This is a genomic window from Aquabacterium sp. (assembly GCF_041915145.1).
Classification (GTDB): domain Bacteria; phylum Pseudomonadota; class Gammaproteobacteria; order Burkholderiales; family Burkholderiaceae_C; genus Aquabacterium.
This window is the reverse complement of sequence record NZ_JAYSBZ010000019.1, coordinates 20,302-46,167: the sequence shown is the minus strand read 5'-3', so window position 1 is coordinate 46,167 and position 25,866 is coordinate 20,302. Positions and strand designations below refer to the sequence as shown.

The following is a 25,866-nucleotide window of genomic DNA, read 5'->3' as shown; positions in this document are numbered from 1 at the left end:
CGCCCGAGAGGTTGCCGACGAGCTTTTGCTGGTCGTTGCCCTTGAAGTTGAAGCGGCCGATGTAGGCGCGCGACGGCATCACGAACTTGCCGACCACGATGTTGTCGAGTCCGCCCGAAACGTCTTCCCACACGGTTTTGTCGGACGCCAGACCTTCGCGGCTCTGGTCCACGAAGGCCAGCTGCGCGGTCTTGCCGATCACCACTTCGCCGTTGTCTGGCTGCTCGACGCCCTGGATCATGCGGAACAGCGTCGACTTACCCGCGCCGTTCGGGCCGATGATGCCCACGATGGCGCCGGCCGGCACCTTGAAGCTCAGGTTGTCGATCAGGCAGCGGTCGCCGAAGCTCTTGCTGACGTTCTTGAACTCGATCACTTCATTGCCCAGGCGCTCGGCCACCGGGATGAAGATTTCGTTCGTCTCGTTGCGCTTTTGGTATTCGACGTCGCTCAGCTCTTCGAAGCGGGCCAGACGCGCCTTGCTCTTGGCTTGGCGGCCCTTGGCGTTCTTGCGCACCCACTCCAGTTCTTGCTTCATCGCCTTCATGCGGGCGTCTTCTTGCTTCTGCTCCTGCTCCAGGCGCTTTTCCTTCTGGTCCAGCCAGTCGGAGTAGTTGCCCTTCCAGGGGATGCCCTGGCCGCGGTCGAGTTCAAGAATCCATTCGGCGGCGTTGTCAAGGAAGTAGCGATCGTGGGTGATGGCCACCACGGTGCCCGAGAAGCGCTTCAAGAACTGCTCCAGCCAGTCCACCGATTCGGCGTCCAAGTGGTTGGTCGGTTCGTCGAGCAGCAGCATGTCGGGCTTGGACAGCAGCAGGCGGCACAAGGCCACGCGGCGCTTTTCACCGCCCGAGAGGTTGCCGATCTTGGCGTCCCAGGCCGGCAGACGCAGCGCGTCGGCGGCGAGCTCGAGTTGCAGGTCGGTGTTTTCGGAGCCGGCGGCGGCGATGATGGCTTCCAGCTCGCCTTGCTCGGCAGCCAGGGCGTCGAAGTCGGCATCGGGCTCGGCGTAGGCGGCGTACACCTCGTCGAGGCGCTTCTTGGCGGCCAGCACGCCGCCAATGCCTTGCTCGACGGCCTCGCGCACGGACTGCTCGGGGTCGAGCTGCGGCTCTTGCGGCAGGTAGCCGATGTTGAGACCCGGCATCGGCACGGCTTCGCCCTCGATGTCCTTGTCCACGCCGGCCATGATCTTCAGCAGGGTGGATTTACCCGAGCCGTTCAGGCCCAGCACGCCGATCTTGGCGCCCGGGAAGAAGCTCAGGGTGATGTCTTTGAGGATCTGCCGCTTCGGGGGGACGATCTTCCCCACGCGGTTCATCGTAAATACGTATTGGGCCATGGTGTGCTCATCGAGGCCTCGCGGCCAATTCTCGGCAAAACCGAGAGCTTAAGGCATCGGCAGTTCGGCGCGGCCGGGGTGTCAGGGCAGGGTGATGTTGACGTAGGCCGTGCGCGCAGGCAGCTTCACCACGCTTTGGTAGGGATCCAACTGTCGCTTGGTCTGACCCGACAGCGACCAGCGCAGCCCCATCAGGGCCAGCAAGGCCACGCAGGCGAGCACGCTGCCCACCATCCACAGCGGCGTCTGGCTCTTGAGCGCGTGGCTCACCCGGTCGGGCGCGGCCCAATGCGGCGCGAAGCCCACGCGCTTGCCGCGCAGGTGGGCAATCTCGTCGCCCAGGCGGGCGGTCAGGTAATTCAGTTTTTCGCTGCCTTCGAGCATGTATTTGCCCTGAAATCCCAGCAACAGGCACAGGTGAAACACTTCGAGCACCGGCAGCCGCGAGGCGCCTTGCTGGCGCAACTCTTCGAGGCGGGCAAAGAAATTCTCGCCGGCAAGCTGTTCGCCGAAGAACTGCAACTGCAACGGCTTGCGCTCCCATTCGTCACGCAGGCGCGGCACCGATGTCAGCACGATCTCGTCGATCAACGCGCAATACGCGTACTTGGCCAGATGCAGATCGTCGGGTTGCGTGGCCGTGCGCGCGGTGCGGTCGAGTTCGCTCAAGAACTCGCGCACACGCTCGCGAAACGGTGCGGCGTCCGCGGGCAAATGCTTGTTCTTCAGCAAGAAGACCATGTAGAAGCCGTCATACATCTCATCAACCAAGCTGCGTGGCGCGGCTGATGAGGGCGTGGGGGCGGATTCTGAAGGCGCGTGGTGGTACGGCATGATCTGCGTATCGCCAAAAACAGGACGGTTGGCGCGGCTCATGAGTTAACCGCCAGCAACTCGAGTTTCAGGTCAGGCAGGCTGCCCGGCGCATACAAGCTGATGCTCTGCGCTTGCAGCATGCGCTCATACAAGACGCCACGCGGCTCCAGGCTGAAGTAGTAGGCGCCCGGCCGAACCGGAATGGCAGCCGGCACCTGCTGTGCCGCGATCAGCTTCACGCCGGGCATGGCCGAGAGCACCAGCTTCTCGACGTCATCGGGCGAGCCGATCTTGAACCGCGCCGGCACCATGTCCACCAGTTCGGCGGGCGGCACGCTGGCCGACACGCCAAGGTACAGATGCGTGTTGGCCGACAACTGCTCGGAGTCCAGCCGACCCATGTGATATGACGGCCGCGTTTCACTGAGCGCGATGGCGAAGTAACGCGTCGAGATCACGGTTTCGAGCAACTCGCGAATGATGTGATCGAGCTGCGTGAAACTGACACCGGGTTCGCCGTGGTCGTAAGCGGGCAGGTCGGCCAGCGTATGGTGCTTCGAGAACGTCATCAACGCGCCGGCGAGTCGCAACAGTTCCTGATACAGCCGTTCCGGGTGGAAGCCGGGGTTCCTCAACACGTGCGACAACGCGGCGAACGACGAACTGACGGTGTGCAGCAGCCAGAACGACGCCACGTCGCCCGAGCGAAATTCGATAACGTTTTTCGAGGGCTCGCGATGCAGGCCATATAGCGCGTCCACCTTGGCCTGCATCACGTCCATCAGTCGGCGCAACATCAGGTGCAGCATCGGTGAAGACTGCAATGCCACGCTAGGTGGAATGAAGCGCGCGTCCAGCTCGAATGCTCCCGTGGTGTTGCGCTTGACGCGCAGCACCGGGATGGCAGAGGCATGTTGTGCTGCCTGCGCGGCGGGCAGCAGGCGGGCTGCTTTCCTGACCAGACTGATATCGGCGGGCGCTGCCTGGGTGAACCAATCGGTTGCCGGTTCGCTGCTCTGCGTGTAGCGCAGACTGGCTTCCGGCGAGCCAGTGGGGGCGATCAGGTTTTGACCCTGCGCGCGCATGGCGGGCAGCACCAGGTGGAACGTTTCTTCGCCTTGCGCGCCCATCGTGGCGTCCAGCGCCACCGGTGCCGGCAGCGGGTCTTCGGCCGGTGCACTGAAGAGTTCGCCATCTTGAAACAGCGCCTGCATGTCCAGCAACCGAAGCTGTCCGATGGCCAGCGCGTCGGTGTCGACCCTCACACTGCGCACGCCCCAGGCATAGGGATTGATGGCTCGCGCAACTTGAGCCAACCGCCATTCGTGATAGGCGTCTTGTCGTTGAAAGTGCTGCGGTCGCAAGAACAGGCCTTCGCCCCATAGCACCTTGGCGGATGGAATCATGATTACTCCCTGAACGGTGACGGTCTAATTGCCGCCTGAATGACAGGCGCCCAGACCGGGCAGATTGGATGCTGGCACGCCATAGGGGCGACCTCGCGTCACGCTGAGCGCGCAGGCGTGCGCGGCCAGCGACACGCCCGTCAGCTGGGCTGCATCCGCGGAGAACGCGAGCTTCCAGCGTTGCGGCGCGGGCGAGCGATACAACGCCACGACGCCCAGATAGCCTGCCTCGCGCGCCACTTTTTCGGTGACGTCGACGTGTTGGCCCGGCACCAGTTGAATCTCGCGCACTTCGATCAGGTCTTCGCCCAGGCGCTGCTTCTCGGCCTCGGCTGACCCGAACGCCTCATAGGGCGCACTCAAGAAGGCCTCGGCATTTTTCAGCTTGTAAACCCGCACGAGCAACGCCAGTGATTGTCCGTCGTCGTTCACGTTCAATGACTGGCTGGCTGCCAGCGAGAGACTGATGCGGCGCGCGGGCAGCGCGACGTCCGGCATGGACGCCTCGGGTGTTTTCAGGCCGGTTGCCTCAAGAGCCTTGTCTTTCAGATTGCCCAGTGAGTCGAGCGTGCCGGTCGTTGCTGCGCACCCCGACAGCGCGAACAGGCTGGACACCAGCAACCGCGTCAACCATGCGGAAGTTTGAAACGATGGAGACATGTCGGAGAGAGCGGGGTGAGGCAAAAGCGCGCAAATGGACGCAATCGGCGTGCAGCGTGACGTGTGTCGGCGAATTGGCAAAGCGCGAGGCGATCATGAAACGACGCGCATGCTGGCCGACGACACCGGATGCGCTCGACGCAGCAAGCGGGCGGGAGTGTATCGACCGAAGCGCACGCTTCGATCGACACTCACCTCAATGGGTGGGGATCAATGTGTAACCCCTTGTTTTTGACGCCCATATGGGGGGCGGATCACGCTTGGAATTCAGGTCTAATTCCGGTCGATTTGAACGGTGACCGATTGCTGATGCACGCGGTCTCCTGTCGCTCTCGATTCTCAACAACGAATAAATTTCAGGTGGAAACAGTTCTCGCTTCTTTGGCGGGGGCGGGCGCGCGTGCGGTTTGCGCAGCGGTGGCCGTCTCCGTGTTGCTGGCCGCGTGTGCCAGCCGCTCCGCTCCTCCGTCAGCTGATCAGGCTGCTGCAGATATGCAGGTCAGTCTCGATCAGGCGCAATCGGCTCGTCAGGTGGGTGATCTGCCCAAAGCATCGGCGCTGCTGCAAGACGCCGCCAAGGCCAATCCCACCAACAAGCAGCCGTGGGTCAAGCTGGCTCAGATGCAGTTTGAAGCCGGCAACTACAGCGCGGCCATCGTGGCGGCTGAAGAGGCCCTGCAGCGCGATTCGACGGATCAGACTGCGTTGAGCGTGCTATCCGTGAGCGGCTTGCGCATCGCCGCCAGTTCCTTGCAACAGCTGCGCAAGGCCAGCGCCGTGTCGGGCTCCACTCGCGTGGAAGCCGAAGCGCTCGCCCACACCATCCGCGAATCGCTCGGCGAAGATGTTCTGGTGCCACCGGCCCCCGCCGCCAAGGCATCCGGCCCAGCCGGGGCATCGGCGTCGTCAACAAGCGGCCGAAATCGTGGCTCCGCAGCAAGCCGTGCTGCCGCTTCGGCGGCCCGCGCTCCAGAGAAGTCCTCCGCTTCATCAGCCGGCGGGCGCAACCCGTTCAATGTTCTGCAGTAAATCATCCGACCAGGAAGGAGCTCTCCATGGCTAAACGAGACAGTGTGCAAAAGCGTCTGGAACGCGTTCGCCCCCCGCGCGTGCAACTCACTTATGACGTCGAGATCGGCGACTCGATCGAGCAGAAGGAATTGCCCTTCGTGGTTGGGGTGCTGGGTGACTTCGCCGGGCAGCAAAGCGCGGATCAGAACGCGGCTCGTTTGAAAGACCGCAAATTCGTCAATGTCGATCTCGACAATTTCGACGACGTGCTGTCGGGCATGGCGCCGCGCGCCACCTACCGCGTCAAGAACAAGCTCAGCGAAGACGGCGGCGAATTTGCCGTCAATCTCGAGTTCAAGCAGATCGACGATTTCCGGCCCGAGGCGGTGGTGCAGCAGGTGGAGCCGCTGCGCAAATTGCTCGAGGCACGTTCCAAGCTGTCCGACTTGCGTAACAAACTGGCAGGCAACGACAAGCTCGAAGACATCCTGGGCGAAGTGTTGAGCAACACCGAGAAGCTGCAACAACTGGGTGGTGAAGCCCAATCCAAGGAGTGATGCCATGAGCGCACAACTGCAAGCCAGCGGCGCGCCGGCTGTTCTCGAAGAGAGCCTGCTCGATCAAATCGTGGCACAAAGCAAGGTGGCCAAGACGGCAACCGAGCATGATCGCGCCAAGGACATCATCTCTGAACTGGTGCGCGAGGTGATGCAAGGCACGGTGGTGGTGTCCGACAACCTGTCGGCCACGCTTGATGCTCGCGTCGCTGAACTGGATCGGCTCATTTCAGATCAACTCAGCGAAGTGATGCATGCTGCCGAATTCCAAAAACTTGAGTCTTCTTGGCGTGGTCTGCACTATCTGTGCAAGCATTCGTCGACCAACGAATCGTTGAAGATCAAGGTGCTCAACACCAGCAAAAGGGAGTTGGTCAAAGACTTCAAGACCGCCATCGATTTCGATCAGTCGGCCTTGTTCAAGAAGGTGTACGAAGAAGAATTCGGCACGTTTGGCGGCGCGCCGTTTGGTGCTTTGCTTGGCGATTTCGAGGTGACCCGTCAGCCCGAAGACATGTATTTCGTCGAGCAGATGTCGCACGTCGCAGCGGCGGCGCATGCACCTTATATCGGTGCTGCTTCCCCCGAGTTGTTCGGCCTCGAGAACTACACCGACCTTGGCAAGCCGCGTGATTTGTCCAAGGTGTTCGATACCGTCGAGTACGCCAAGTGGAAGTCATTCCGCGAGTCGGAAGATTCGCGTTACGTTGGCCTGACGCTGCCGCGTTTTTTGGGGCGCTTGCCCTACAACCCGAAGGACGGCACCACGGTCGAGGGGTTCAACTTCGTCGAGGACGTTGACGGCTCGGATCACGGCAAATACCTGTGGGTCAACACGGCCTACGCATTTGGCGCGCGCTTGACGGCGGCGTTTGAGAGCTACGGTTGGTGTGCAGCGATTCGCGGCGTCGAGGGCGGCGGCTTGGTCGAGGACCTGCCCACGCATACCTTCAAGACCGACGACGGCGAAGTGGCGTTGAAGTGCCCCACAGAAATCTCGATCACGGACCGTCGCGAGAAAGAGCTCAGCGACTTGGGATTCGTGCCTTTGGTTCATTGCAAGAACACCGATTACGCCGCGTTCTTTGGCGCGCAGTCGGCGCAGAAGGCCAAGAAATTTGAGACGGACGCGGCCAATGCCAACGCCGTGCTCTCGGCGCAGATGCAATACATCTTCGCGGTGTCGCGTGTGGCGCATTACCTCAAGGCCATGATGCGCGACAAGATCGGCAGCTTCGCGTCGGCCGGCAATGTCGAAGAATTTTTGAACCGCTGGATCTCGCAGTACGTGCTGTTGGACGACGGAGCCAGTCAAGAGGCGAAGGCGCAGTTCCCGCTGCGCGAGGCGTCGGTCAAGGTGACGGAAGTGCCGGGTAAGCCCGGTACTTACCGCGCCGTGGCATTTTTGCGGCCGCACTTCCAGCTCGACGAGCTGTCGGTGTCGCTGCGATTGGTGGCTGAGTTGCCGCAATCGGCGAAGTCCTGAGGGCCGTAGGCAGCAGTAGTACAGCCGTTTTTGGGAGCTCGCGGGTGCCTGCCATCCGCATACAACTTGATTCAGGGAAATATGAAAGACATCTACATTCAGTTCAACGGACGCTACAAGATCGAAGGCGAGTCGCATGACAGCGAGCATGCCAAGTGGCTCGAAGTCGGTTCGTGGGCGCATGAGGTTCGGCAACCCAAATCGGCAACGGCGTCGACCTCGGGTGGTCACACCGCAGAGCGTTGCGAGCACGGTGACATGGTGTTCACCAAGGACATCGACCTCACCAGCCCCAAACTATGGGAGGCCTGCTCGGCCGGCTATACCTTTGATGAAATCGTCATTGATTTCATGCGTGCTGACGGCGCCAAGCGCGTCAAGTACCTCACGATCAAGCTCAAGCATGCGCTGATCTCGCGCGTGACGCCGACGGTGGCAGCAGAAGGGCTGCCCACCGAGAGCTTCGCGCTGAAGTATGCCGCGATCCAGTGGCAATACCAGCAGCAGAAGGTCGAAGGCGGCGGCACATCGGGCAGCAACCAGACAGCCTGGAGCCTGGCAAAGAACACGCCGAGCTACAACATCTGATCTTGCTGAGCTCGCTTCGCGCGTCAGTCGCGAGAAGCGAGCAATTGGGCGAGGCTGCGGTATTGCCGTGGCTTCGCCATCTAAGTTCCGCTTTATGACTCGCTTTGAACCCTTCTTGCTTGACCGTCTGCTGGACACCGGGGCGGTGGGTGACTGGAGCGGCGCGCGTTCTTCCATGTCGATCGAGCAGATCAAAGACAGCGTGGCCCGTGATCTTGAAGCGTTGCTCAACACGCGCTGCGGCGTCAGGCGGGAGCGGATCGAAACCTATCGGGAAGCAGCCCGATCGGTACTGACCTACGGTTTGATTGACTTCGTCGGGCTCAGTCTCGACAGCCCCCATGACTGCGATCTGATCTGTCAGTCGATCGGGCAGGCCATCTCACGCCATGAGCCGCGGTTGCGTTCGGCGCGGGTCAGTCTGGAGCGGCGCGAGCACGGCGGCCTGGGTTTGAACTTTCACATCCAGGCCTTGCTGGTGGTGAATCCGGCTCGCGAGCCCGTGAATTTTGATGCGGTGCTGCATCCTTCCACTCAACAGTATTCGGTGCATCGCAGTCGTCGTGTACCGGTCGGGGCCTGAGCATGGACGACTTGCTGCCCCATTTCGAGCGCGAACTGGCCTATTTGCGAGGTCATGCCAAGTCATTCGCCGAGCGCTATCCCAAGATCGCCGGGCGACTCATGCTGCGTGGCGACGTGGCGGAAGACCCGCATGTCGAACGTCTGATCGAGTCCTTTGCGCTGCTCGCGGCGCGTGTGCACAAGCGCCTGGACGATGACTTCCCGCTGTTCACCGAAACCTTGCTCGACGTGCTCTATCCGCACTATCTGCGGCCTTTCCCGTCATGCTCGGTCGCGCAATTCGATCTGGGCTCTGGTGTGGCGCAGATGAGCTCGGTCGCGATATTGGAGCGCGGCACGGTGCTTCATTCGCGCGCCGTGCAGGGAGTGGTCTGCAAGATGAGGACCACGCAAAACGTGAAGTTGGCGCCGGTGCGGATTTCCGAAGCACGCCACCGTTCGGCGCAGGTGGCGCCGCCCGGTACGGCCTTGCCACCCGACGTGGCGTCGATCTTGTCCTTGCAAGTCGAGTTGTTGTCCGCGCAGGCATCCTGGGCGACGCTCAATGGTTCCGATGGGGTGCCTCGTCTGCGGGTCTACCTGGACGGCGAGCCCTCGCTCGTCAGCGTGTTGCGCGAGGCCTTGTGTGGCGCGGTGGCCGGCGCGTGGGTGCAGCGCGGCGATGGTGACGCCTGGGCCGGGCCTTTCTCGCCGCGACCCGAAATGGTCGGATTCGCCGACGATGAGGCGCTTATCGACTTCGACGAGCGTTCGCATGCCGCTTATCGGTTGCTGACCGAATACTTTGCCTTCCCTGAGAAATTCAATTTCGTCGACCTGCCGATCCCGATATCAGCCGCCTTGGGTGAGGCTCGCAGTTTGGTCGTGCATTTCGCATTGCGTGGCGTTCGCGCGGACTCCAACGAGGCTCGATTGCTCGACACCGTTCAGGCGCGCCATTTCGCGCTGGGTTGCTCTCCAGTTGTGAATCTGTTCCAGCAACCAGCAGACCCGATTCGCATCACGCATGCGTCGACAAGTTATCCGGTGCTGCCTGACAGTCGCCGTGCCTTTGGCTATGAGGTCTACTCGATCGACCGCGTCTACCGCGTCAAGCAGACTGCGCAAGGCGAGTCGATTGATGAATTTCACCCGTTTTTCTCGCTGCGGCACGACGATTTGTTGGGGCCAGGGCAACAAGCCGGCGGGGCGGGTTGCTATTGGTATGCGCGGCGTGATGACGACTTGGCGCAGCAAAGCCCCGGCTACGAAACGGAGTTGTCGATCGTCGATGTGCATTTCAACCCAAGCGTCCCCCAGACCGAAACCTTGTCGATCCAGGTGACCGCCACCAACCGCGATTTGCCCAGCCTGCTGCCTGTAGGGTCGCCAGGCGGGGATCTGCATCTCGATGGTGGAGGCGTGGCGCGCGAGATTCGCTTGTTGCGCAAGCCGACGGCGGTGGCACGCTTTGAGCGTGGGCGCGGAGCGCTGTGGCGATTGATCTCGCATCTGTCCTTGAATCACCTGTCGTTGTCAGGGGGCGGTGCCGACGCCTTGAAAGAAATGCTGCGGCTGTATGACCTGCCTCGTAGCGCCAGCAACCAGCGTCAGATCGAAGCGGTAGGTGAGGTGGCGTTCCGGCCCGCGACGGCCTGGCTGGCGGGGCAGCCGTTCCCGACTTTCGTGCGCGGCGCCGAGGTGCGGCTGCAGGTCGACGAAAAGGGCTTCATCGGTACCGGGTTGCAACTGTTTGCTTCCGTGCTGGAGCGGTTCTTTTCCTTGTATGTGCACGCTAACAGTTTTACCCAGTTGACGCTGGTGTCGGCGCGCACGCATGAAGAGGTGTTGAAGTGTCCTCCTCGCAACGGCGAAACAGCGCTGGTCTGATCGGCGAGCTGCTGGAGCGGCCGCAGCGGTTCGGATTCTTCCAAGCGGTGCGGCTGTTGGAGCGGTGGCTGGAATCGTCTTCCTCGGCAGCGTCTCACCGGCACAGCGGTCTGCTGTCGCCGCGCCTGAGCTTTCGCAACTCCCTGTCATTGTCCTTCGCGGCCGGTGAAGTCGAAGCCTTGTCCGTTTTGTGGAGAGAGTCGGCAGCGACAGATGCAGGCGCCGACCGTTTGATCCATGACGCCGTTGAAGCAGTCGAAATCACCCCTGCCTTCATAGGGTTGCTGGGGGCGAGCGGCACGCTACCCTTGCATTACACCGAATTGATCGCACAGCGCGAGTGGCTGCATCGCGACACGTCCGCGCGGGCGTTTCTCGACGTGTTCACGCATCGTGCGGTGTCACTTTTTTATTCGGCCTGGAAGAAGCACCGACTGCACGTTCAGTACGAGTCGGATCGGCGAGATCGCTTCTTGCCACTGATATTGGCTTTGTCCGGGCTGGGGCAGCGTGGGCTGCGCGACCGACTGGAGCCGTGCGAAGGCGGCGTGCCCGATGAGGCGGTGGCGTACTTTGCCGGAGCTGCGCAGCGCAGACCTGTATCGGCGGTGCAGCTGCGCGGCTTGTTGCAGGGCTATCTGGGGGTGCCGGTGCGTATCGATCAATTCGTCGGGCGCTGGTACACCTTGCCCACCGACGCTGCAACGTCTCTGGGATTGGGCAACGGAGTGCTCGGGGCGAGTGCGATCGCCGGCGAGCGCGTCTGGCAGCGCGACTTGTGCCTGCGCGTGGTGCTCGGCCCGCTTGATCGGGAGCGCTACTTGCGCTTCCTTCCCGGGGGGGCGGGCGAGCGTGCGCTACGGCAGTGGCTGCATCTGCTGTGCGGGGGGAGCTTCGAGTACGAGGTGCGGTTGCGTTTGCGGCGCGAGGCGGTGTGCGGCATCGCGCTCAGTGTCGAGTCGCAGACGGGCCGTCTGGGGTGGGACACCTTCTTGTGCACCGCGCCAGTGACAGAAGACCGCGAAGACGTCGTGTACGACCTGCAGGCGGCTTGAGGCTGGCCCGCAGTGAAGCCTGCCAATCTATTCAAAACATCATCAATACGCTGTCATCACCATCATCATGAGTCAACTCAAAACGCTGATTTCCAAGCTCAACGACACCACCCGTCGCGCTGCCGAGCGCGCGGCCAGCTTGTGTTTGTCGCGCGGCCATCACGAGGTCGACATCGAGCATCTGTTTCTGGCGCTGCTTGAGCAACCGCAGTCAGATCTGGTGCTGCTGTGTCGGCATGCGGGCATCGCGATCGACGCGTTGCAACACGATCTCGAGGCTGAGCTGAGCGAGTTCAAGGGCGGCAACACGCGCACACCGGTGTTTTCATCGCGCTTGCCGACGCTGTTTGAGCATGGCTGGCTGATCGCGTCGCTCGAGTCTCATCAGGCGCGCATTCGCAGTGCCCACTTGTTGCTGGCGTTGCTCACCGAACCCAGCTTGAGTCAGCTGGCGTATCGAGGCTCCAAGCTGTTCGCCCGGTTCAGCCTGGACGACATCAAGCACCGCCTGGCCGATTTGACGCAAGGCTCGGCGGAGGCGCCGGTGGGAGCGACTGCTCAGGCACCGGCTGGTAGCGTGATCGACGCGGCGGGTGAGACCACCGCCTCGGGCAAGACGCCGGCCCTGGACCAGTTCACCACCAACCTGACGCAACGCGCCCGCGACGGCAAGGTCGACCCGGTGATTGGGCGCGACGCCGAGATTCGCCAGGCCATCGACATCCTGATGCGTCGTCGCCAGAACAACCCCATCCTCACGGGCGAGGCCGGCGTGGGCAAGACGGCGGTGGTCGAGGGGCTGGCGCTGCGCATCGCACAGGGCGATGTGCCGCCGCCGCTGCAAGGCGTGGCCCTGCATGTGCTCGACATGGGCTTGCTGCAGGCCGGGGCCTCGGTGAAAGGCGAGTTCGAGAACCGTCTCAAGGGCGTGATCGATGAGGTCAAAAAGAGCCCGCACCCGATCATCCTGTTCATCGATGAAGCCCACACCATGATCGGCGCGGGCGGTCAGGCCGGGCAGAACGATGCGGCCAACCTGCTCAAGCCGGCCTTGGCGCGCGGCGAGTTGCGCACCATCGCTGCCACCACCTGGAGCGAGTACAAGAAATATTTCGAGAAGGACGCGGCACTGGCCCGGCGCTTCCAGGTCATCAAGGTCGAGGAGCCAAGCGAGTCGTTGGCCGCAGCCATGTTGCGAGGCATGACGCCCTTGATGGAGTCGCACTTCAACGTGCGGGTCTTCGACGAGGCGGTCACCGAGGCGGTGCGCCTGTCGGCGCGCTACATCACGGGCCGGCAGTTGCCCGACAAGGCCATCAGCGTGCTCGACACCGCCTGCGCCAAGGTGGCCTTGGGGCAGAGCGCCACACCAGCTCGTATCGAAGACGCCCGCAAGCAGCTCGATCGATTGCATGCCGAGGCGCAGGCTTTGGCGCGCGAGGCCGCGATGGGCGGTATGCATGCCGAACGATTGGCGCAGATTCGCGCCGAGCAGTCCGACCTCGACGCGCAGCTCCAGGCCGACCTGGCACGCTGGGAGAGTGAACAAGCGCTGGTGCAGGAGATTGGCGTGTTGCGCGCCGAGTTGGAGTCGCGTGCGTTGTCCGATGCTGCATCGTCTGAGTCGATCGCCGATCAACAGCGCTTGCAAGGCAAGCTCGAAGACTTGAGCGCATTGCAGGGTGAGCAGCCCTTGGTTCCCATGCAGGTCGATGGTCATGTGGTGGCCGAGATCGTGTCCGCCTGGACGGGCATCCCGCTGGGCAAGATGGTCAAGGACGAAATCAAGACCGTGCTGGGCTTGCAGGCCCAACTCGAGGAGCGCGTGATCGGGCAGGGCCACGCCTTGTCGGCCATTGCCCAACGCGTTCGCACGGCCCGCGCGCAGCTGGAGGATCCGAACAAGCCCAAAGGTGTCTTCCTGTTCGTGGGGCCCAGTGGCGTGGGCAAGACCGAGACCGCTCTGGCACTGGCCGACATCCTTTACGGCGGCGAGCGCAACCTCATCACCATCAACATGAGCGAGTACCAGGAGGCGCACACCGTCTCTGGCTTGAAGGGGTCGCCACCGGGCTATGTGGGCTACGGTGAAGGCGGGGTGCTGACCGAAGCGGTGCGCCGCAAACCCTACAGCGTGGTGTTGCTCGACGAGGTCGAGAAGGCCCACCCCGACGTGCTGGAGATGTTCTTCCAGGTGTTCGACAAGGGCGTGATGGACGATGCCGAGGGGCGTGAGATCGACTTTCGCAACACGCTCATCATTCTGACCAGCAACGTGGGCTCGTCCGCGATCATGCAGGCTTGCTTGAACAAGTCGGCCGACGAGCGTCCTGGTGCGGACGAACTAACAGAGTTGCTGCGCCCGGCCTTGTACAAGGCGTTCAAGCCGGCGTTCATCGGTCGCACGAAGGTTGTGCCGTATTACCCGCTCGACGACGACATGCTCGAGCGCGTGATCCGCCTCAAGCTGGATCGCATTGCTCACCGCATCAAGCACAACCATCAGGCACGTCTCGATTACGACGATGCGCTGGTCGACTCGGTGCTGGCCCGTTGCACCGAAGTCGATACCGGTGCCCGGGCGGTCGATCACATTCTGAACGGCAGCTTGTTGCCCGAGGTGGCCGAGAGCGTGTTGACGCGCATGGCCGAAGGCGCGGCCATCACGGGCATTGCCGTGTCAGCCGAGCCGGATGGGCGCTTCATCTATCAGGTGGCTTGACCTCCAGGGCAGGCGGTCAGTGTCAGATGCGGGAGTAGTCGCCTGCCTGCAAGGTGGCAGCCTGCTCTCGCAGGGAGTCCAACATCGAGGCCGGGGCGGTGTCGACTACCACCTGTGCCAGTTGCGAGGGGCTGAGAAACCCTTGCCGCACGGTGTGCTGCATGAAGTCGAGCAGGGCGTCGTAGTAGCCGGCGACATTGAGCAAGCCAATCGGCTTGCTGTGGTAGCCGAGTTGGCGCCAGGTCCACACCTCGAACAATTCTTCGAATGTTCCGATGCCCCCCGGGAGCGCAAGGAAGGCGTCGGCGCGCTCTGCCATCAGTCGCTTGCGGTCGTGCATGTTGTCGACTACATGGAGCTCGGTCAGCCCGCGATGCCCCACTTCATGCGCAACCAGGCTTTGTGGAATCACCCCGATCACCCGGCCACCATGGTCGAGTGCGCCATCGGCCACTTCACCCATCAAGCCGCAATGCCCGCCGCCGTAGACAAGCTGCCAACCGCGCTCGGCGATCAGTTGGCCGACTTGCCGGGCTTGCTGTGCATATGCGCCAACCGTGCCAGGGCGCGAGCCGCAGTAAACGCAAATCGAGAATGTGCTGCTTGCCTTGTCGGGTGTCATGAGGCGGGCGGGGGGTGAATGGTGTCCGCCGCCACGACGCGCGTACCACACAGGACGTCATGCCAGAACTGCCGTTGCGGGTGCAGAAAGGAGCTCAGCGCATATGCCACCGCCCACAGCGCCGGGTAGATCATGATCTGCGCGGCCGTATGGCCTTGGTGCAGGTACGCCAACAACAGCCCGGGCAGGAACCAGATCCAGCTCATTACATAGCGCAGCAGTGCCTGAGGCTGAGAAACCGGGCCACCATCTGCCGAGACGAGGCGAACGCGCCAGGTTTTCATCGCCAGGGTCTGGCCGCCTTTCGACCAGAACCACGAAAAGTACAAACCGAAGGCCAGGAACACAAAGGCTTCCAGCCCATGGCGACCATACAAGGCATGACGCTGGCCTATCGAGATCGAATAGATCATGCCGAACAGCATGACGATGCCAAACAGCAAGGTACCTTCATAAACGAAGGCAGCCATACGCCGCCGCAGGCTAGGGGCCTGGAAATTCATGGTGCGAGGCCAGGCATCAGGATTTCTTGGGGTGTACGAAGGCGGGGCCGGATGCTCCCGACGCCGCAGGGCTGGGGGTCTTTACTCCTTGAGGGCCTTGCTTGGGAAGCAGCGTGATTGAGTCCACCAACCCGGGAGTCGCCGCGACCTTGGGAAGACCGGGCTGCAGATGAGGAGCCGGCGAGGGACGCTTGCTCACCAGATTCGTGGTGACCCCAGGCTTGGCTTGAACGACGGTCGGCGCGATCGATTTCAGGTTGTCACCTCGCTTGGGCGCCGGGACGATGTTGGATTTGGTCCCTGCTGCACCGTACGGGGTACTGGGGTGCCCGGAGATCGCGCCATTGCCAGTGGTCGAGCGATGCTTGGCAGCATCCTCAGCCAGCTTGCGACGTTGCTCTTCTGGCAGGCTCTGATAGGCTGCCCATTGGGCCTGACGTTCTTCGGGGCTGACTTCTTTGGCTCGCTGATAACGCAGGCGGGCCTTGCCGCGCTCGCTCGCAGTCATGTGCGCCCAATCGGTCATGCGCGCTTGCACGCGTGTGCGTTCGGCCTCGCTCATGCGCGGAAACCGATTAGCCAATGCCAGCCACTTTTCTTGACTGACGCTGTCGAGTTCGGTCCAGTCCTTCTGCAAGGGCGCCAGGGCACTGCGCTGGTTGGCGGTGAGTGATGTCCATGCAATCGAATTGCCCGATCGGGCCGAGGCAGGTGTCACGGCGGTCGCGGCCACTGCGATGGTCGCTTGCGCAGGCAGGGCATACCACACGGCAACGCCAATCAACGTCGTCAACGCTAAGAGTCGACGAACGAGGCGTGTTGTAACGAGTGACGTGCATTCACCGGAGTACATGAACGACCGGAGCTCAGTTCCGAGATTGATTGGAGTTGATGAACTCGGCGAAGCCGGGGTCGGCATAGGCCTGAGGCGGCAGATCATCGGCGAGCAGCGAAGCATCTACTTCAGCTGCCGCCTCAATGCGTTCGACTTCGTCGAGGTAGCGGATCGACGCGAGTCCGACCAGCAGAATCACCAGCGGCAACACCGACGCGAATATCCGCCATGCGCGAGGCGAATCACCGCGCCCTCCGAAGGATCCCAGTGTCGTCAGAACTTCACCTTGGGCCTGGGCGGCGACATGGGGCTCGGCAATGGCCGCAAGACGACCTTGCTCGACCGCGCGCAGTCGAGCCACGCGCAATCTTTCAGAAATGTCGTGCGGCAGCGATTGGCTCGAAGCGTTCAGCGAGGCGCAGACGCGCAGGGCAAAACGAGCCTCAATGGCTTCGACTTCAGCAGCGTTGAGTGTTGTGCGTGGCGCGTTCACAGTTCGATTCCTTTGGCTTTGAGTGCTTTGGCCAAGGTGTGCACCGCGCGTGAGCAATGGGTTTTGACGCTTCCGTCGGAACAGCCCATTGCCGCGGCGGTTTCCGAGACATCCAGTTCTTCCCAGTAACGCAGCAGGAATGCTTCCCGTTGACGGGCTGGCAAGTTGGAGAGTTCGTCTTCAATGGCCCGCAAGATTTGCGCCCGAGAAACCGAATCGGATGCGCTTTCTGTGCCAATGTTCTCAGCTGGAATTAGGGTTTCCAGTAGGTCGGCCGTGTCGTCGCCATCTGAACGAGCCTCGAGGTCGCTGAAGTTCTGCATGACCGCATTGCGCACTTTTTGACGTCGAAACCAATCGAGCGTGGCGTTCGACAGGATGCGCTGAAACAGCATTGGCCACTCGGCGGGCGGCCGGTCAGCGTAGCTTTGAGACAGGCGGATCATGGCGTCTTGAACGATGTCAAGCGCAGCTTCCTCGTCGCGCACGGCGTAGACGGTGCGCTTGAAGGCTCGGCTTTCAATGCTTTGCAGAAAGTCGTCGAGTTCTTTTTCAGAGGCCAATGGACACGCCCGTTCAGCGGCAAAACGGCCGGCATTATTGCATTGGCACGCCGACACTTCTCGAACCCCTCCGGGAATGCGATAATCGCAAGTTCATTAGCCCGATCTGGTCTCAACGTGGTCGCCAACCCGGCGCCAGCTGTTTTTGACCGCGCAGGCCCCGAATCCATCTCACGAGGATGAGCTGATCGCGATCAGTCGCGAATGGCTTAGGCGAACAGCCTAGAAGAGGGGCACCGATCGATTTTCGTTAGAGAAATTCGGAAAGGTTCGATATGGACATCTCTGCCGCGGACGTCAAGCGTGCGTCTCTCGCCGATGCACAGGCAAACCCGCAAACTCCCCCTCAAGAGCTGCAAGGCTCCGAAATTCTGGTCCGCTGCCTTCAGGCTGAAGGCGTCAAGTACATCTGGGGCTATCCCGGTGGCGCGGTCCTCTACATCTACGACGCGCTCTACAAGCAAGACACCATCGAGCACGTCCTGGTGCGCCACGAGCAGGCTGCCGTGCACGCCGCTGACGGCTACGCCCGCGCAACCGGTGATGTCGGCGTGGCTCTGGTGACGTCCGGCCCGGGCGTGACCAACGCCATCACTGGTATCGCCACCGCTTACATGGACTCGATCCCGATGGTGGTGATCACCGGCCAGGTGCCAACTCACGCCATCGGTCTGGACGCCTTCCAGGAGTGCGACACCGTTGGCATCACGCGCCCGATCGTCAAGCACAACATCCTGGTCAAGGACGTGCGCGATCTGGCTTCGGCCATGAAGAAGGCTTTCCATATTGCGCGCACGGGCCGTCCGGGTCCGGTCGTGGTCGATATCCCGAAAGACGTGTCGGTCAAGACCGCGCCGTTCGAGTATCCGGCCAGCATCGAGATGCGTTCGTACAACCCGGTGCGCAAGGGGCACGGCGGCCAGATCCGCAAGGCGCTGCAATTGCTGCTGCAGGCCAAGCGCCCGTACATCTACACCGGTGGCGGGGTGATCCTGGGCAACGCGTCGGCCGAATTGCGCGAACTGGCGGACCTGCTGGGTTTCCCGTGCACCAACACGCTGATGGGCCTGGGTGGCATTGCCGCCAGCGATCCGAAGTTCCTGGGCATGCTGGGCATGCACGGCACGTTTGAGGCCAACATGACCATGCAGCATGCTGACGTGGTGTTGGCGGTCGGGGCCCGTTTTGACGACCGCGTCATCGGCAACCCGAAGCATTTCGCCCAGGTCGAGCGCAAGATCATCCACATCGACATCGACCCCTCGAGCATCTCCAAGCGCGTGAAGGTCGACATCCCCATCGTGGGCGACGTCAAGGACGTTCTGCAAGAGCTGATTGCGCACCTCAAGGAAACCCAGGTTCGCCCGGACGCCCAGGCACTGGCTTCGTGGTGGGGGCAGATCAACGAGTGGCGCAAGCGTGAGTGCTTGAAGTACAAGAACTCCGACGAGGTCATCAAGCCGCAGTTCGTGATCGAAAAGCTGTGGGAACTGACCCGTGGTACCGACACTTACGTGACGTCTGACGTCGGCCAGCACCAGATGTTCGCCGCGCAGTTCTATCGCTTTGAAGAGCCGCGTCGCTGGATCAACTCGGGCGGGCTGGGCACCATGGGCGTGGGCTTGCCGTACGCGATGGGCATCAAGCTGGCCAAGCCTGAGTCCGACGTGTTCTGCGTCACCGGCGAAGGTTCGATCCAGATGTGCATTCAGGAGCTGTCGACCTGCCAGCAGTATCAGACTCCGGTCAAGGTGCTCAGCCTGAACAACCGGTATCTGGGCATGGTGCGCCAGTGGCAGCAGCTCGAATACAGCAGCCGCTACTCGCACAGCTACATGGACGCGCTGCCCGACTTCGTGAAGCTGGCTGAGGCTTACGGCCACGTCGGCATGCTGATCGAGCGTCCGGCAGACGTTGAAGGCGCGCTGCGCGAGGCCATCAAGCTGAAGGACCGCACGGTGTTCCTCGACATCCGCACCGACCCGACGGAAAACGTCTGGCCGATGGTGAAGGCGGGCGCCGGCATCACTGAAATGCTGCTGGGGTCCGAAGAGCTGTAATCGACGACGGCTCGAGTTTCCGCCAGGGGTGGGCGCTTTCCGGCGCCCGCTCAGGGTGCGGCGAATCGGGCTTGAGTGACTCAGCGCACAACAAACCAACATCGAAGGGCGTGGCCAAGGGCGAGCGGTTACCGCCGTGTCGCTTGAAGAGCGCGCAACCAACGCATGAAACACATCATCGCAGTCCTGCTTGAGAACGAACCCGGCGCGCTGTCGCGCGTGGTCGGTCTGTTTTCGGCGCGCGGCTACAACATCGAGAGCCTGACCGTGGCGCCGACGGAAGACGCGTCGCTGTCGCGCATGACCATCGTCACGACGGGTTCGGAAGAGGTGATCGAGCAGATCACCAAGCACCTCAATCGCCTCATCGAGGTGGTGAAGGTCGTCGACTTGAGCGAGGGCCTGTACACCGAGCGCGAGTTGATGCTCATCAAGGTGCGGGCGGTCGGCAAGGAGCGCGAAGAAATGAAGCGCATGGCCGACATCTTCCGCGGACGCATCATCGATGTCACCGAGAAGACCTACACCATTGAACTCACGGGCGATGCTCACAAGCTCGATGCCTTCATTGAGGCCATCGATCGCACCGCCATTCTCGAAACCGTGCGCACGGGCGCCAGCGGCATCGGCCGTGGCGAGCGCATCTTGCGTGTCTGAGCCACGCCCAACCACAAGCACGCCCACCGGCATTTGCTTCGATTTGACTGGAGACCACCAATGAATGTTTATTACGACAAAGACGCTGACCTGAGCCTCATCAAGGGCAAGAACGTCACCATCATCGGCTACGGCTCGCAAGGCCATGCACATGCTCAAAACCTGAACGATAGTGGCGTGAAGGTCACCGTGGGTCTGCGCAAGGGCGGGGCGTCGTGGGCCAAGGCCGAGGGCGCTGGCCTGAAGGTCGCCGAGATCGCCGACGCCGTGAAGGCCGCCGACGTGGTGATGATTCTGCTGCCCGATGAGCAGATTGCCACCGTCTACCAGAACGAGGTCGAGCCCAACATCAAGCCGGGCGCCTCGCTGGTGTTCGCTCACGGCTTCAACGTGCACTACGGCCAGGTTCAGCCGCGCGCTGATCTCGATGTCTGGATGGTCGCTCCGAAGGCGCCTGGCCACACCGTGCGTGGTACCTACCGCCAAGGTGGCGGCGTGCCCCACCTGATCGCTGTCTATCAAGACAAGACCGGCAAGGCCCGTGATCTGGCGCTGAGCTACGCTGCGGCCAACGGTGGCGGCAAGGCCGGCATCATCGAAACCAACTTCCGCGAAGAGACCGAAACTGACCTGTTCGGCGAGCAAGCCGTGCTGTGCGGCGGCACCGTCGAGCTGATCAAGGCTGGTTTCGAGACCCTGGTCGAAGCCGGTTATGCCCCCGAGATGGCCTACTTCGAGTGCCTGCACGAACTCAAGCTGATCGTCGACCTGATCTATGAAGGCGGCATCGCCAACATGAACTACTCGATCTCGAACAACGCCGAATACGGCGAGTACGTGACCGGCCCGCGCGTGGTGACCGAAGACACCAAGAACGCCATGCGTCAGTGCCTGAAGGACATCCAGACCGGCGAATACGCCAAGAGCTTCATCCTCGAGAACAAGGCCGGTGCTCCGACCCTGATCTCGCGCCGCCGTCTGACCGCCGAGCACCAGATCGAAGTGGTGGGCGAGAAGCTGCGCGCCATGATGCCCTGGATCAAGAAGAACCGTCTGGTCGATCAGTCGAAGAACTGATCTCACGGATGCATTTGCGTTCGGTTGGCTGTGCTCGAGCTGCCGACCGACGCGGATGATTCTTGGAGCCGCCTCATCCGTCAGGGTGACGCGGCTTTTTCCATTCTGGCCGGTGATGTATCCTGCCCGGCTGATTTTCATTGCGCCGCCTCGGCATGCACGGGGTGACGGCCTTCGCACATGAACGCTGATTTGAACGAACCCGACGTTGACCTGGATGACGCACCGACAGGCGTGCGCCCGCGGCGTAAAGGCATCTACATCCTGCCCAATCTGTTTACGCTGGCGGCGCTGTTCGGCGGGTTCTACGCCGTGGTGATGGCGATGAACGGGCGCTTCGAGCAGTCGGCCATCGGCATCTTTTGCGCGATGGTGCTGGACAGCCTGGATGGCCGCGTCGCGCGCATGACCAATACCCAGAGCGCATTCGGCGAGCAGATGGACAGCCTCTCCGACATGGTTTCGTTCGGTGCGGCGCCCGCCTTGATCGTTTACGAGTGGGCGCTTCGGGGCCTGGACAAGCTGGGCTGGATCGCCGCCTTCGTGTATTGCTCGGGGGCCGCGCTGCGCCTGGCGCGTTTCAACACGAATATCTCGGTGGTTGACAAGCGCTACTTTCAGGGGTTGCCCAGCCCGGCTGCGGCGGCATTGGTGCTGGGCTTGATCTGGGTGGCCGATGACCAAGGGGTGCGCGATATTGCGACCGCGCCGTCGTTGCATTGGCTGCGTTGGCTGTCGTTCGGCTTCACCTTGTATGCCGGACTCACGATGGTTACCAACGTACCGTTTTACAGCTTCAAGGATGTCAGCTTCAAACGCACAGTGCCTTTCGTGGTGATCGTTGCCATAGCGCTTGGCTTTGCGGTTATCTCGTATCACCCTCCCACGGTTCTGTTCAGCGTGTTCGTGGCCTATGGTCTGTCTGGCTACTTGGTGTACGCCTGGAAGAAATTCAAAGGACGGCCCGTGAGCGTGATTGCCACCTCGACCGATGAGCCCGACGAAGAAGGCCTGCATCGTTGATGCCTCGCATTGATGCACTTGGCGAGTCCGATGGCTAATCCGGAGGTCTGGCCTGAGGGTGCGTGCTATATTGGCCGCCATGTCGCAGCAAGTCGTATCCGTTTTGTCGCTATCCCTTCTAGGAGTGCTTCGGGCGCGCTGATCGCACACGACTAAGAGTTTTTGCATCAACGGCCCGCGCGCTTTTTGCCTCGGGCCGTTTTGCTTTGTTCATTCGATTCACCGGCGGAGATTGCCATGGCTGACAAACTGATCATTTTCGACACGACCTTGCGTGATGGCGAGCAATCGCCAGGTGCGTCCATGACCCGTGACGAGAAGCTGCGGATTGCGCGCCAACTCGAACGCTTGCGTGTGAACGTTATCGAAGCCGGGTTCGCAGCGTCGTCCAACGGCGATTTCGAGGCCGTCAAAGCCATTGCCGATGCCATCAAGGACTCCACGGTGTGCTCCTTGGCGCGCGCCTTCGACCGGGATATCTCGCAGGCCGCCGAAGCCTTGAAGGGGGCGAAGTCCTCGCGTATTCACACCTTCATTGCCACGTCGGCGCTGCACATGGAAAAGAAGCTGCGCATGACGCCGGACCAGGTGTTCGAGCAGGCCAAGTCGGCGGTGCGGTTCGCTCGCAACCTGACTTCGGACGTCGAGTTCTCGGCCGAGGACGGCTATCGCTCGGACCTGGACTTTTTGTGCCGGGTCATCGAGGCAGTGATTGCAGAAGGTGCCACCACCATCAACATTCCCGATACCGTGGGCTACGCGATTCCCGAGCTGTACGGCAATTTCATCAAGACTTTGCGCGAACGCGTGCCCAACGCGGACAAGGCGATCTGGTCCGTTCACTGTCACAACGATCTGGGCATGGCTGTCGCCAACTCGCTGGCGGGCGTGAAGATCGGCGGGGCGCGGCAGGTCGAGTGCACCATCAACGGCTTGGGTGAGCGCGCCGGCAACTGCGCGCTCGAAGAGGTGGTGATGGCGGTGCGGACGCGTCGCGACTACTTTGGCTTGGAGGTCGGCATCGACGCAACGCAGATCGTGCCGGCGTCGCGCCTGGTGTCGCAGACCACGGGTTTCGTCGTGCAGCCGAACAAGGCCGTGGTAGGGGCCAATGCGTTCGCGCACGCTTCGGGCATCCATCAGGATGGTGTTTTGAAGGCGCGCGACACCTACGAAATCATGCGTGCCGAGGATGTGGGCTGGGCTGCCAACAAGATCGTGCTGGGCAAGTTGTCCGGGCGCAATGCTTTCAAGCAGCGCCTGCAGGAATTGGGTATCGAGCTGGACTCCGAAACCGAGATCAACGCGGCGTTCGCGCGCTTCAAGGATCTTGCCGACCGCAAGAGCGAAATTTTTGACGAGGACATCATCGCGCTGGTCAGCGATGAAAGCGTCACGAGCGAGCAAGAGCACTACCGCTTGCTGGCCTTGTCGCAGCACTCCGAGATGGGTGAACGCCCGCAGGCCAAGGTGGCATTTGCGGCCGGAGAGGCTGAATTCCACGCCGAAAGCGATGGCAACGGGCCGGTCGATGCCAGTATCAAGGCGATCGAATCCAAGGTGCAAAGTGGCGCCGAAATCCTGCTGTATTCGGTCAATGCCATTACATCAGGCAGCACAGAATCGCAGGGCGAGGTGACCGTTCGACTGCAGCACAGCGGCCGGGTGGTCAATGGAGTGGGAGCCGATCCGGACATCGTGGTCGCTTCCGCCAAAGCCTATCTCGCGGCGCTCAACAAATTGCACAGCAAAGGGGAGCGGGTTGCGGCACAGGGATAAACCCGTTTTGCCGTGATGTTTAACCGCAACTGCTGCATCAAGAAGAGCGCGTAAGTTTTTGATCTTGCGCGCTTTTTTTGTTTGGCCTAAACTTTGCTCGCGCGTGCGCGAAAGGGTTGCTTGTGTTTTTCAAGTCGAATATCAAGGTTGTCCGTGCCGTTCAAAACGGAATGCTTGCCAGTTTGCTGGCGATGGGGCTGATGTCGTTCGGCGTGCAGGCTGAAGCTGCGACCACCAAACATCGCACCAAGCATGTGCAGCATGCTCAAGCCAAGCATGGCAAGACGTCGGCTCGCAAGACGCGCACCGAGGCGGCTGAAGCCGGTTCGGCGTCGTTTGGTCAGGCATATGGCCTGCACCGCACGACTGATCCCTTGGCCTTGAAATCGAGCGTGGCCTTGGTGCTCGATCAAGATACCAACGAAGTGCTGTTTTCCAAGAATTCGCAGGCGGTGCTGCCCATCGCCTCGCTGACCAAGCTGATGACGACTCTGGTCGTCGTTGAGGCGCATCAGCCGCTTGACGACGTCCTGACCGTTACGGAAGACGACGTTGATACCGAAAAGAACAGCAGTTCGCGACTGGCTGTGGGCACTAGGTTGACTCGCGAAGAGATGTTGCACTTGGCTCTGATGGCCTCAGAGAACCGGGCGGCGCATGCGTTGGGGCGGTACTACCCAGGCGGTTTGCCGGCGTTTGTGCAGGCCATGAACAAGAAGGCTCAAGAACTGGGCATGACGTCGACCCGCTATGTGGAGCCGACGGGTTTGTCGAGCAACAACCAATCGAGTGCGCCGGACTTGGCGATGCTGGTCAAGACGGCCTACAACTACCCGTTGCTGCGCGAGTTCTCGACCTCGCAGGAATACCAGGTGGCGGTGGGTAGCCGCCAAGTGCAGTTCCATAACACCAACGGGCTGGTGCGCAATCATTCGTGGGACATCGGCCTGCAGAAGACCGGCTACATCGCCGAAGCGGGGCGCTGTCTGGTGATGCAGGCTCGCATGGCGGGGCGCAAGTTGATCATGGTGTTTCTCGATTCGGCAGGCAAGTATTCGCGGCTTGCCGACGCCGAGCGGGTGCGGCATTGGATCGAATCGGAAGGCAACCGCAAGCAGGCGTCGTTATCGAGTCGAGTCGCTTCATAATTCGCTTGAGTTGAACGACTCGCGCAGGCAAAAGCCCGGTCAGATCGTCCGGGCTTTTTTGTGCGTTGGCTGGCTCAGGGTTAAAGGTGTGCCGCTGGTTGACTCGTCAAGTTTCGCTCCAGCCTAGTCGGTGCGAGATGTCGGTGGCGGCCACGCGCAAGGCGTCTAGCCAGCTTTCTTCGATGCGATCGGCCGGGGCGGAGATCGATAGCCCGGCCACCAGCCGATTTTGATCGTCGTAAATGCCGGCGGCGAGACATCGCACGCCGAGTTCCAGTTCTTCGTTGTCGCGAGCGATTCGCTGGTTGCGCACGCGAATGAGTTCTCGCTCCAGCGTAGGCAGGTCGGTGACGCTGTTGCGGGTGTGCCCTGCCAAACCGGTACGCAGGGCGTAAGCGCGTACGCGCTGCGGGTCGTCCTCGGCCAAAAAGAGCTTGCCGACCGACGTGAGGTGCAGCGGTGCCCGGCCTCCCACGGCGCGCAGCACCTGCATGCCGGAGCGCTCGCTGTAGGCGCGCTCGATGTAGACGATTTCGTCGCCTTGGCGCACGGACAGATTCACTGGCTGATGGGTCAGCTTGTGCAATTCACGCATCGGCCCGATGGCCGCTTCGCGCACGTCCAGTCTTGCTTTGACCAGATTGCCGAGTTCCAGCAGGCGCATGCCCAGCCGGTAATGCCCGGCGCTGGGGCGCTCGACGTAGCGGCCCAAGGCCAAATCGTTGAGGATGCGGTGGGCGGTGGACGGGTGCAAACCCGTCTGCTCGCTGATTTCTTTGAGCGCGACGGGTTCGCGGTGCGAGGCCAGCACGTTGATGAGGGCAAACATGCGGCCCATGACCTGAATGGATGGTTCGTGGGCAGGAGGGGGCGTGTTCATGAATCGCTCCGCGTCATGGTGTGTGATTTTGTATCGCGAAAATACCGAACTGTGCAAGTTGGGGGCGATCAATAATCGTCTGCGTCGGTGGGTATTGCCGACTGTTCCGCAGGCCGACCCACTGGCGCT

24 protein-coding genes are annotated in these 25,866 nt (G+C 61.7%); 14 read left to right on the top strand and 10 right to left on the bottom strand.

What is annotated here, in order from left to right:
• From ettA to tssJ, 4 genes are all read right to left on the bottom strand, one after another.
• Positions 1-1,342 (bottom strand): energy-dependent translational throttle protein EttA (gene ettA / locus ACE3SS_RS05575; protein ID WP_374592172.1); only part of this gene is annotated, 1,342 nt, incomplete at its 3' end.
• An 81-nt stretch (positions 1,343-1,423) separates the two neighbouring features.
• Positions 1,424-2,176 (bottom strand): type IVB secretion system protein IcmH/DotU, encoded by a 753-nt coding sequence (gene icmH, locus ACE3SS_RS05570; protein ID WP_374592174.1) that lies wholly within the window; start codon positions 2,174-2,176, stop codon positions 1,424-1,426.
• A 38-nt stretch (positions 2,177-2,214) separates the two neighbouring features.
• Positions 2,215-3,564 (bottom strand): type VI secretion system baseplate subunit TssK, encoded by a 1,350-nt coding sequence (gene tssK / locus ACE3SS_RS05565; protein WP_374592171.1) that lies wholly within the window; start codon positions 3,562-3,564, stop codon positions 2,215-2,217.
• A 24-nt stretch (positions 3,565-3,588) separates the two neighbouring features.
• Entirely contained in the window at positions 3,589-4,179 is a 591-nt protein-coding gene (gene tssJ, locus ACE3SS_RS05560) for a type VI secretion system lipoprotein TssJ (RefSeq protein WP_374592173.1), read from the bottom strand.
• Between the two features lie 270 nt (positions 4,180-4,449).
• Between tssJ and ACE3SS_RS05555 the strand changes: the two genes are divergently transcribed.
• The 8 genes from ACE3SS_RS05555 (at position 4,450) to tssH (ending at position 14,097) form a co-directional block, all read left to right on the top strand.
• Entirely contained in the window at positions 4,450-5,253 is an 804-nt protein-coding gene (locus ACE3SS_RS05555) for a tetratricopeptide repeat protein (RefSeq protein WP_374592170.1), read from the top strand.
• A gap of 26 nt (positions 5,254-5,279) precedes the next feature.
• On the top strand, positions 5,280-5,792 hold the full coding sequence (gene tssB, locus ACE3SS_RS05550) for a type VI secretion system contractile sheath small subunit (RefSeq protein WP_374592169.1): 513 nt from the start codon (positions 5,280-5,282) through the stop codon (positions 5,790-5,792).
• Positions 5,793-5,796: 4 nt separating this feature from the next.
• Positions 5,797-7,278 (top strand): type VI secretion system contractile sheath large subunit, encoded by a 1,482-nt coding sequence (gene tssC / locus ACE3SS_RS05545; RefSeq protein ID WP_374592168.1) that lies wholly within the window; start codon positions 5,797-5,799, stop codon positions 7,276-7,278.
• An 81-nt stretch (positions 7,279-7,359) separates the two neighbouring features.
• Positions 7,360-7,866 (top strand): Hcp family type VI secretion system effector, encoded by a 507-nt coding sequence (locus ACE3SS_RS05540; protein ID WP_374592167.1) that lies wholly within the window; start codon positions 7,360-7,362, stop codon positions 7,864-7,866.
• A 94-nt stretch (positions 7,867-7,960) separates the two neighbouring features.
• Positions 7,961-8,449: a type VI secretion system baseplate subunit TssE gene (gene tssE, locus ACE3SS_RS05535; protein ID WP_374592166.1), complete on the top strand. Its 489-nt coding sequence runs from the start codon at positions 7,961-7,963 to the stop codon at positions 8,447-8,449.
• 2 nt (positions 8,450-8,451) lie between these two features.
• A complete protein-coding gene (gene tssF, locus ACE3SS_RS05530; RefSeq protein ID WP_374592165.1) occupies positions 8,452-10,320 on the top strand; it encodes a type VI secretion system baseplate subunit TssF in 1,869 nt (622 codons plus the stop codon).
• Complete coding sequence (tssG, locus tag ACE3SS_RS05525) at positions 10,284-11,375, top strand: type VI secretion system baseplate subunit TssG (RefSeq protein ID WP_374592164.1); 1,092 nt, start codon at positions 10,284-10,286, stop codon at positions 11,373-11,375. The genes tssF and tssG overlap by 37 nt, the downstream gene beginning before the upstream one ends.
• 67 nt (positions 11,376-11,442) lie before the next feature.
• The gene (gene tssH / locus ACE3SS_RS05520) at positions 11,443-14,097 is read left to right on the top strand and encodes a type VI secretion system ATPase TssH (protein WP_374592163.1); all 2,655 of its coding nucleotides are present in this window, start codon (positions 11,443-11,445) and stop codon (positions 14,095-14,097) included.
• A gap of 22 nt (positions 14,098-14,119) precedes the next feature.
• Here tssH and ACE3SS_RS05515 read toward each other — a convergent pair whose 3' ends face one another.
• The 5 genes from ACE3SS_RS05515 to ACE3SS_RS05495 form a co-directional block, all read right to left on the bottom strand.
• A complete protein-coding gene (locus tag ACE3SS_RS05515; protein ID WP_374592162.1) occupies positions 14,120-14,719 on the bottom strand; it encodes a TIGR00730 family Rossman fold protein in 600 nt (199 codons plus the stop codon).
• Positions 14,716-15,222: an RDD family protein gene (locus ACE3SS_RS05510; protein WP_374592161.1), complete on the bottom strand. Its 507-nt coding sequence runs from the start codon at positions 15,220-15,222 to the stop codon at positions 14,716-14,718. The genes ACE3SS_RS05515 and ACE3SS_RS05510 overlap by 4 nt, the downstream gene beginning before the upstream one ends.
• 16 nt (positions 15,223-15,238) lie before the next feature.
• A complete protein-coding gene (locus tag ACE3SS_RS05505; protein WP_374592160.1) occupies positions 15,239-16,015 on the bottom strand; it encodes a DUF3106 domain-containing protein in 777 nt (258 codons plus the stop codon).
• Positions 16,016-16,088: 73 nt separating this feature from the next.
• A complete protein-coding gene (locus ACE3SS_RS05500; protein WP_374592158.1) occupies positions 16,089-16,550 on the bottom strand; it encodes a DUF3619 family protein in 462 nt (153 codons plus the stop codon).
• The gene (locus ACE3SS_RS05495) at positions 16,547-17,113 is read right to left on the bottom strand and encodes an RNA polymerase sigma factor (protein ID WP_374592156.1); all 567 of its coding nucleotides are present in this window, start codon (positions 17,111-17,113) and stop codon (positions 16,547-16,549) included. The genes ACE3SS_RS05500 and ACE3SS_RS05495 overlap by 4 nt, the downstream gene beginning before the upstream one ends.
• A 275-nt stretch (positions 17,114-17,388) precedes the next feature.
• Between ACE3SS_RS05495 and ACE3SS_RS05490 the strand changes: the two genes are divergently transcribed.
• The 6 genes from ACE3SS_RS05490 (at position 17,389) to pbpG (ending at position 24,857) form a co-directional block, all read left to right on the top strand.
• The gene (locus ACE3SS_RS05490) at positions 17,389-19,173 is read left to right on the top strand and encodes an acetolactate synthase 3 catalytic subunit (RefSeq protein WP_374592154.1); all 1,785 of its coding nucleotides are present in this window, start codon (positions 17,389-17,391) and stop codon (positions 19,171-19,173) included.
• Positions 19,174-19,338: 165 nt separating this feature from the next.
• Positions 19,339-19,830, top strand: coding sequence for an acetolactate synthase small subunit (gene ilvN / locus ACE3SS_RS05485; RefSeq protein WP_374592152.1), 492 nt, complete (start codon positions 19,339-19,341; stop codon positions 19,828-19,830).
• A 60-nt stretch (positions 19,831-19,890) separates the two neighbouring features.
• On the top strand, positions 19,891-20,907 hold the full coding sequence (gene ilvC / locus ACE3SS_RS05480; RefSeq protein WP_374592150.1) for a ketol-acid reductoisomerase: 1,017 nt from the start codon (positions 19,891-19,893) through the stop codon (positions 20,905-20,907).
• 180 nt (positions 20,908-21,087) lie between these two features.
• The gene (gene pssA / locus ACE3SS_RS05475) at positions 21,088-21,930 is read left to right on the top strand and encodes a CDP-diacylglycerol--serine O-phosphatidyltransferase (RefSeq protein ID WP_374592148.1); all 843 of its coding nucleotides are present in this window, start codon (positions 21,088-21,090) and stop codon (positions 21,928-21,930) included.
• Positions 21,931-22,167: 237 nt separating this feature from the next.
• Positions 22,168-23,709 carry a 2-isopropylmalate synthase gene (locus tag ACE3SS_RS05470; protein ID WP_374592146.1) on the top strand — a complete coding sequence of 514 codons (1,542 nt, stop codon included), beginning with the start codon at positions 22,168-22,170 and terminating at the stop codon, positions 23,707-23,709.
• Between the two features lie 170 nt (positions 23,710-23,879).
• The gene (pbpG, locus tag ACE3SS_RS05465) at positions 23,880-24,857 is read left to right on the top strand and encodes a D-alanyl-D-alanine endopeptidase (protein WP_374592144.1); all 978 of its coding nucleotides are present in this window, start codon (positions 23,880-23,882) and stop codon (positions 24,855-24,857) included.
• A gap of 106 nt (positions 24,858-24,963) precedes the next feature.
• On the opposite strand, the gene ACE3SS_RS05460 is transcribed toward pbpG, so the two are convergent.
• A complete protein-coding gene (locus ACE3SS_RS05460; RefSeq protein ID WP_374592142.1) occupies positions 24,964-25,737 on the bottom strand; it encodes an IclR family transcriptional regulator in 774 nt (257 codons plus the stop codon).
• Positions 25,738-25,866: the final 129 nt, after the last annotated feature.

Excerpts from the sequence above, each read along its gene's own strand:
- tssC (WP_374592168.1), top strand. The coding sequence starts at position 5,797 with ATGAGCGCACAACTGCAAGCCAGCGGCGCGCCGGCTGTTCTCGAAGAG.
- tssF (WP_374592165.1), top strand. The coding sequence starts at position 8,452 with ATGGACGACTTGCTGCCCCATTTCGAGCGCGAACTGGCCTATTTGCGA.
- tssE (WP_374592166.1), top strand. The coding sequence starts at position 7,961 with ATGACTCGCTTTGAACCCTTCTTGCTTGACCGTCTGCTGGACACCGGG.
- icmH (WP_374592174.1), bottom strand. The coding sequence starts at position 2,176 with ATGCCGTACCACCACGCGCCTTCAGAATCCGCCCCCACGCCCTCATCA.
- pssA (WP_374592148.1), top strand. The coding sequence starts at position 21,088 with ATGAACGCTGATTTGAACGAACCCGACGTTGACCTGGATGACGCACCG.
- tssH (WP_374592163.1), top strand. The coding sequence starts at position 11,443 with ATGAGTCAACTCAAAACGCTGATTTCCAAGCTCAACGACACCACCCGT.
- tssB (WP_374592169.1), top strand. The coding sequence starts at position 5,280 with ATGGCTAAACGAGACAGTGTGCAAAAGCGTCTGGAACGCGTTCGCCCC.
- ACE3SS_RS05510 (WP_374592161.1), bottom strand. The coding sequence starts at position 15,222 with ATGAATTTCCAGGCCCCTAGCCTGCGGCGGCGTATGGCTGCCTTCGTT.
- ACE3SS_RS05540 (WP_374592167.1), top strand. The coding sequence starts at position 7,360 with ATGAAAGACATCTACATTCAGTTCAACGGACGCTACAAGATCGAAGGC.
- ACE3SS_RS05490 (WP_374592154.1), top strand. The coding sequence starts at position 17,389 with ATGGACATCTCTGCCGCGGACGTCAAGCGTGCGTCTCTCGCCGATGCA.
- tssK (WP_374592171.1), bottom strand. The coding sequence starts at position 3,564 with ATGATTCCATCCGCCAAGGTGCTATGGGGCGAAGGCCTGTTCTTGCGA.
- pbpG (WP_374592144.1), top strand. The coding sequence starts at position 23,880 with ATGCTTGCCAGTTTGCTGGCGATGGGGCTGATGTCGTTCGGCGTGCAG.
- ACE3SS_RS05460 (WP_374592142.1), bottom strand. The coding sequence starts at position 25,737 with ATGAACACGCCCCCTCCTGCCCACGAACCATCCATTCAGGTCATGGGC.
- ilvC (WP_374592150.1), top strand. The coding sequence starts at position 19,891 with ATGAATGTTTATTACGACAAAGACGCTGACCTGAGCCTCATCAAGGGC.
- ilvN (WP_374592152.1), top strand. The coding sequence starts at position 19,339 with ATGAAACACATCATCGCAGTCCTGCTTGAGAACGAACCCGGCGCGCTG.
- ACE3SS_RS05470 (WP_374592146.1), top strand. The coding sequence starts at position 22,168 with ATGGCTGACAAACTGATCATTTTCGACACGACCTTGCGTGATGGCGAG.
- ACE3SS_RS05515 (WP_374592162.1), bottom strand. The coding sequence starts at position 14,719 with ATGACACCCGACAAGGCAAGCAGCACATTCTCGATTTGCGTTTACTGC.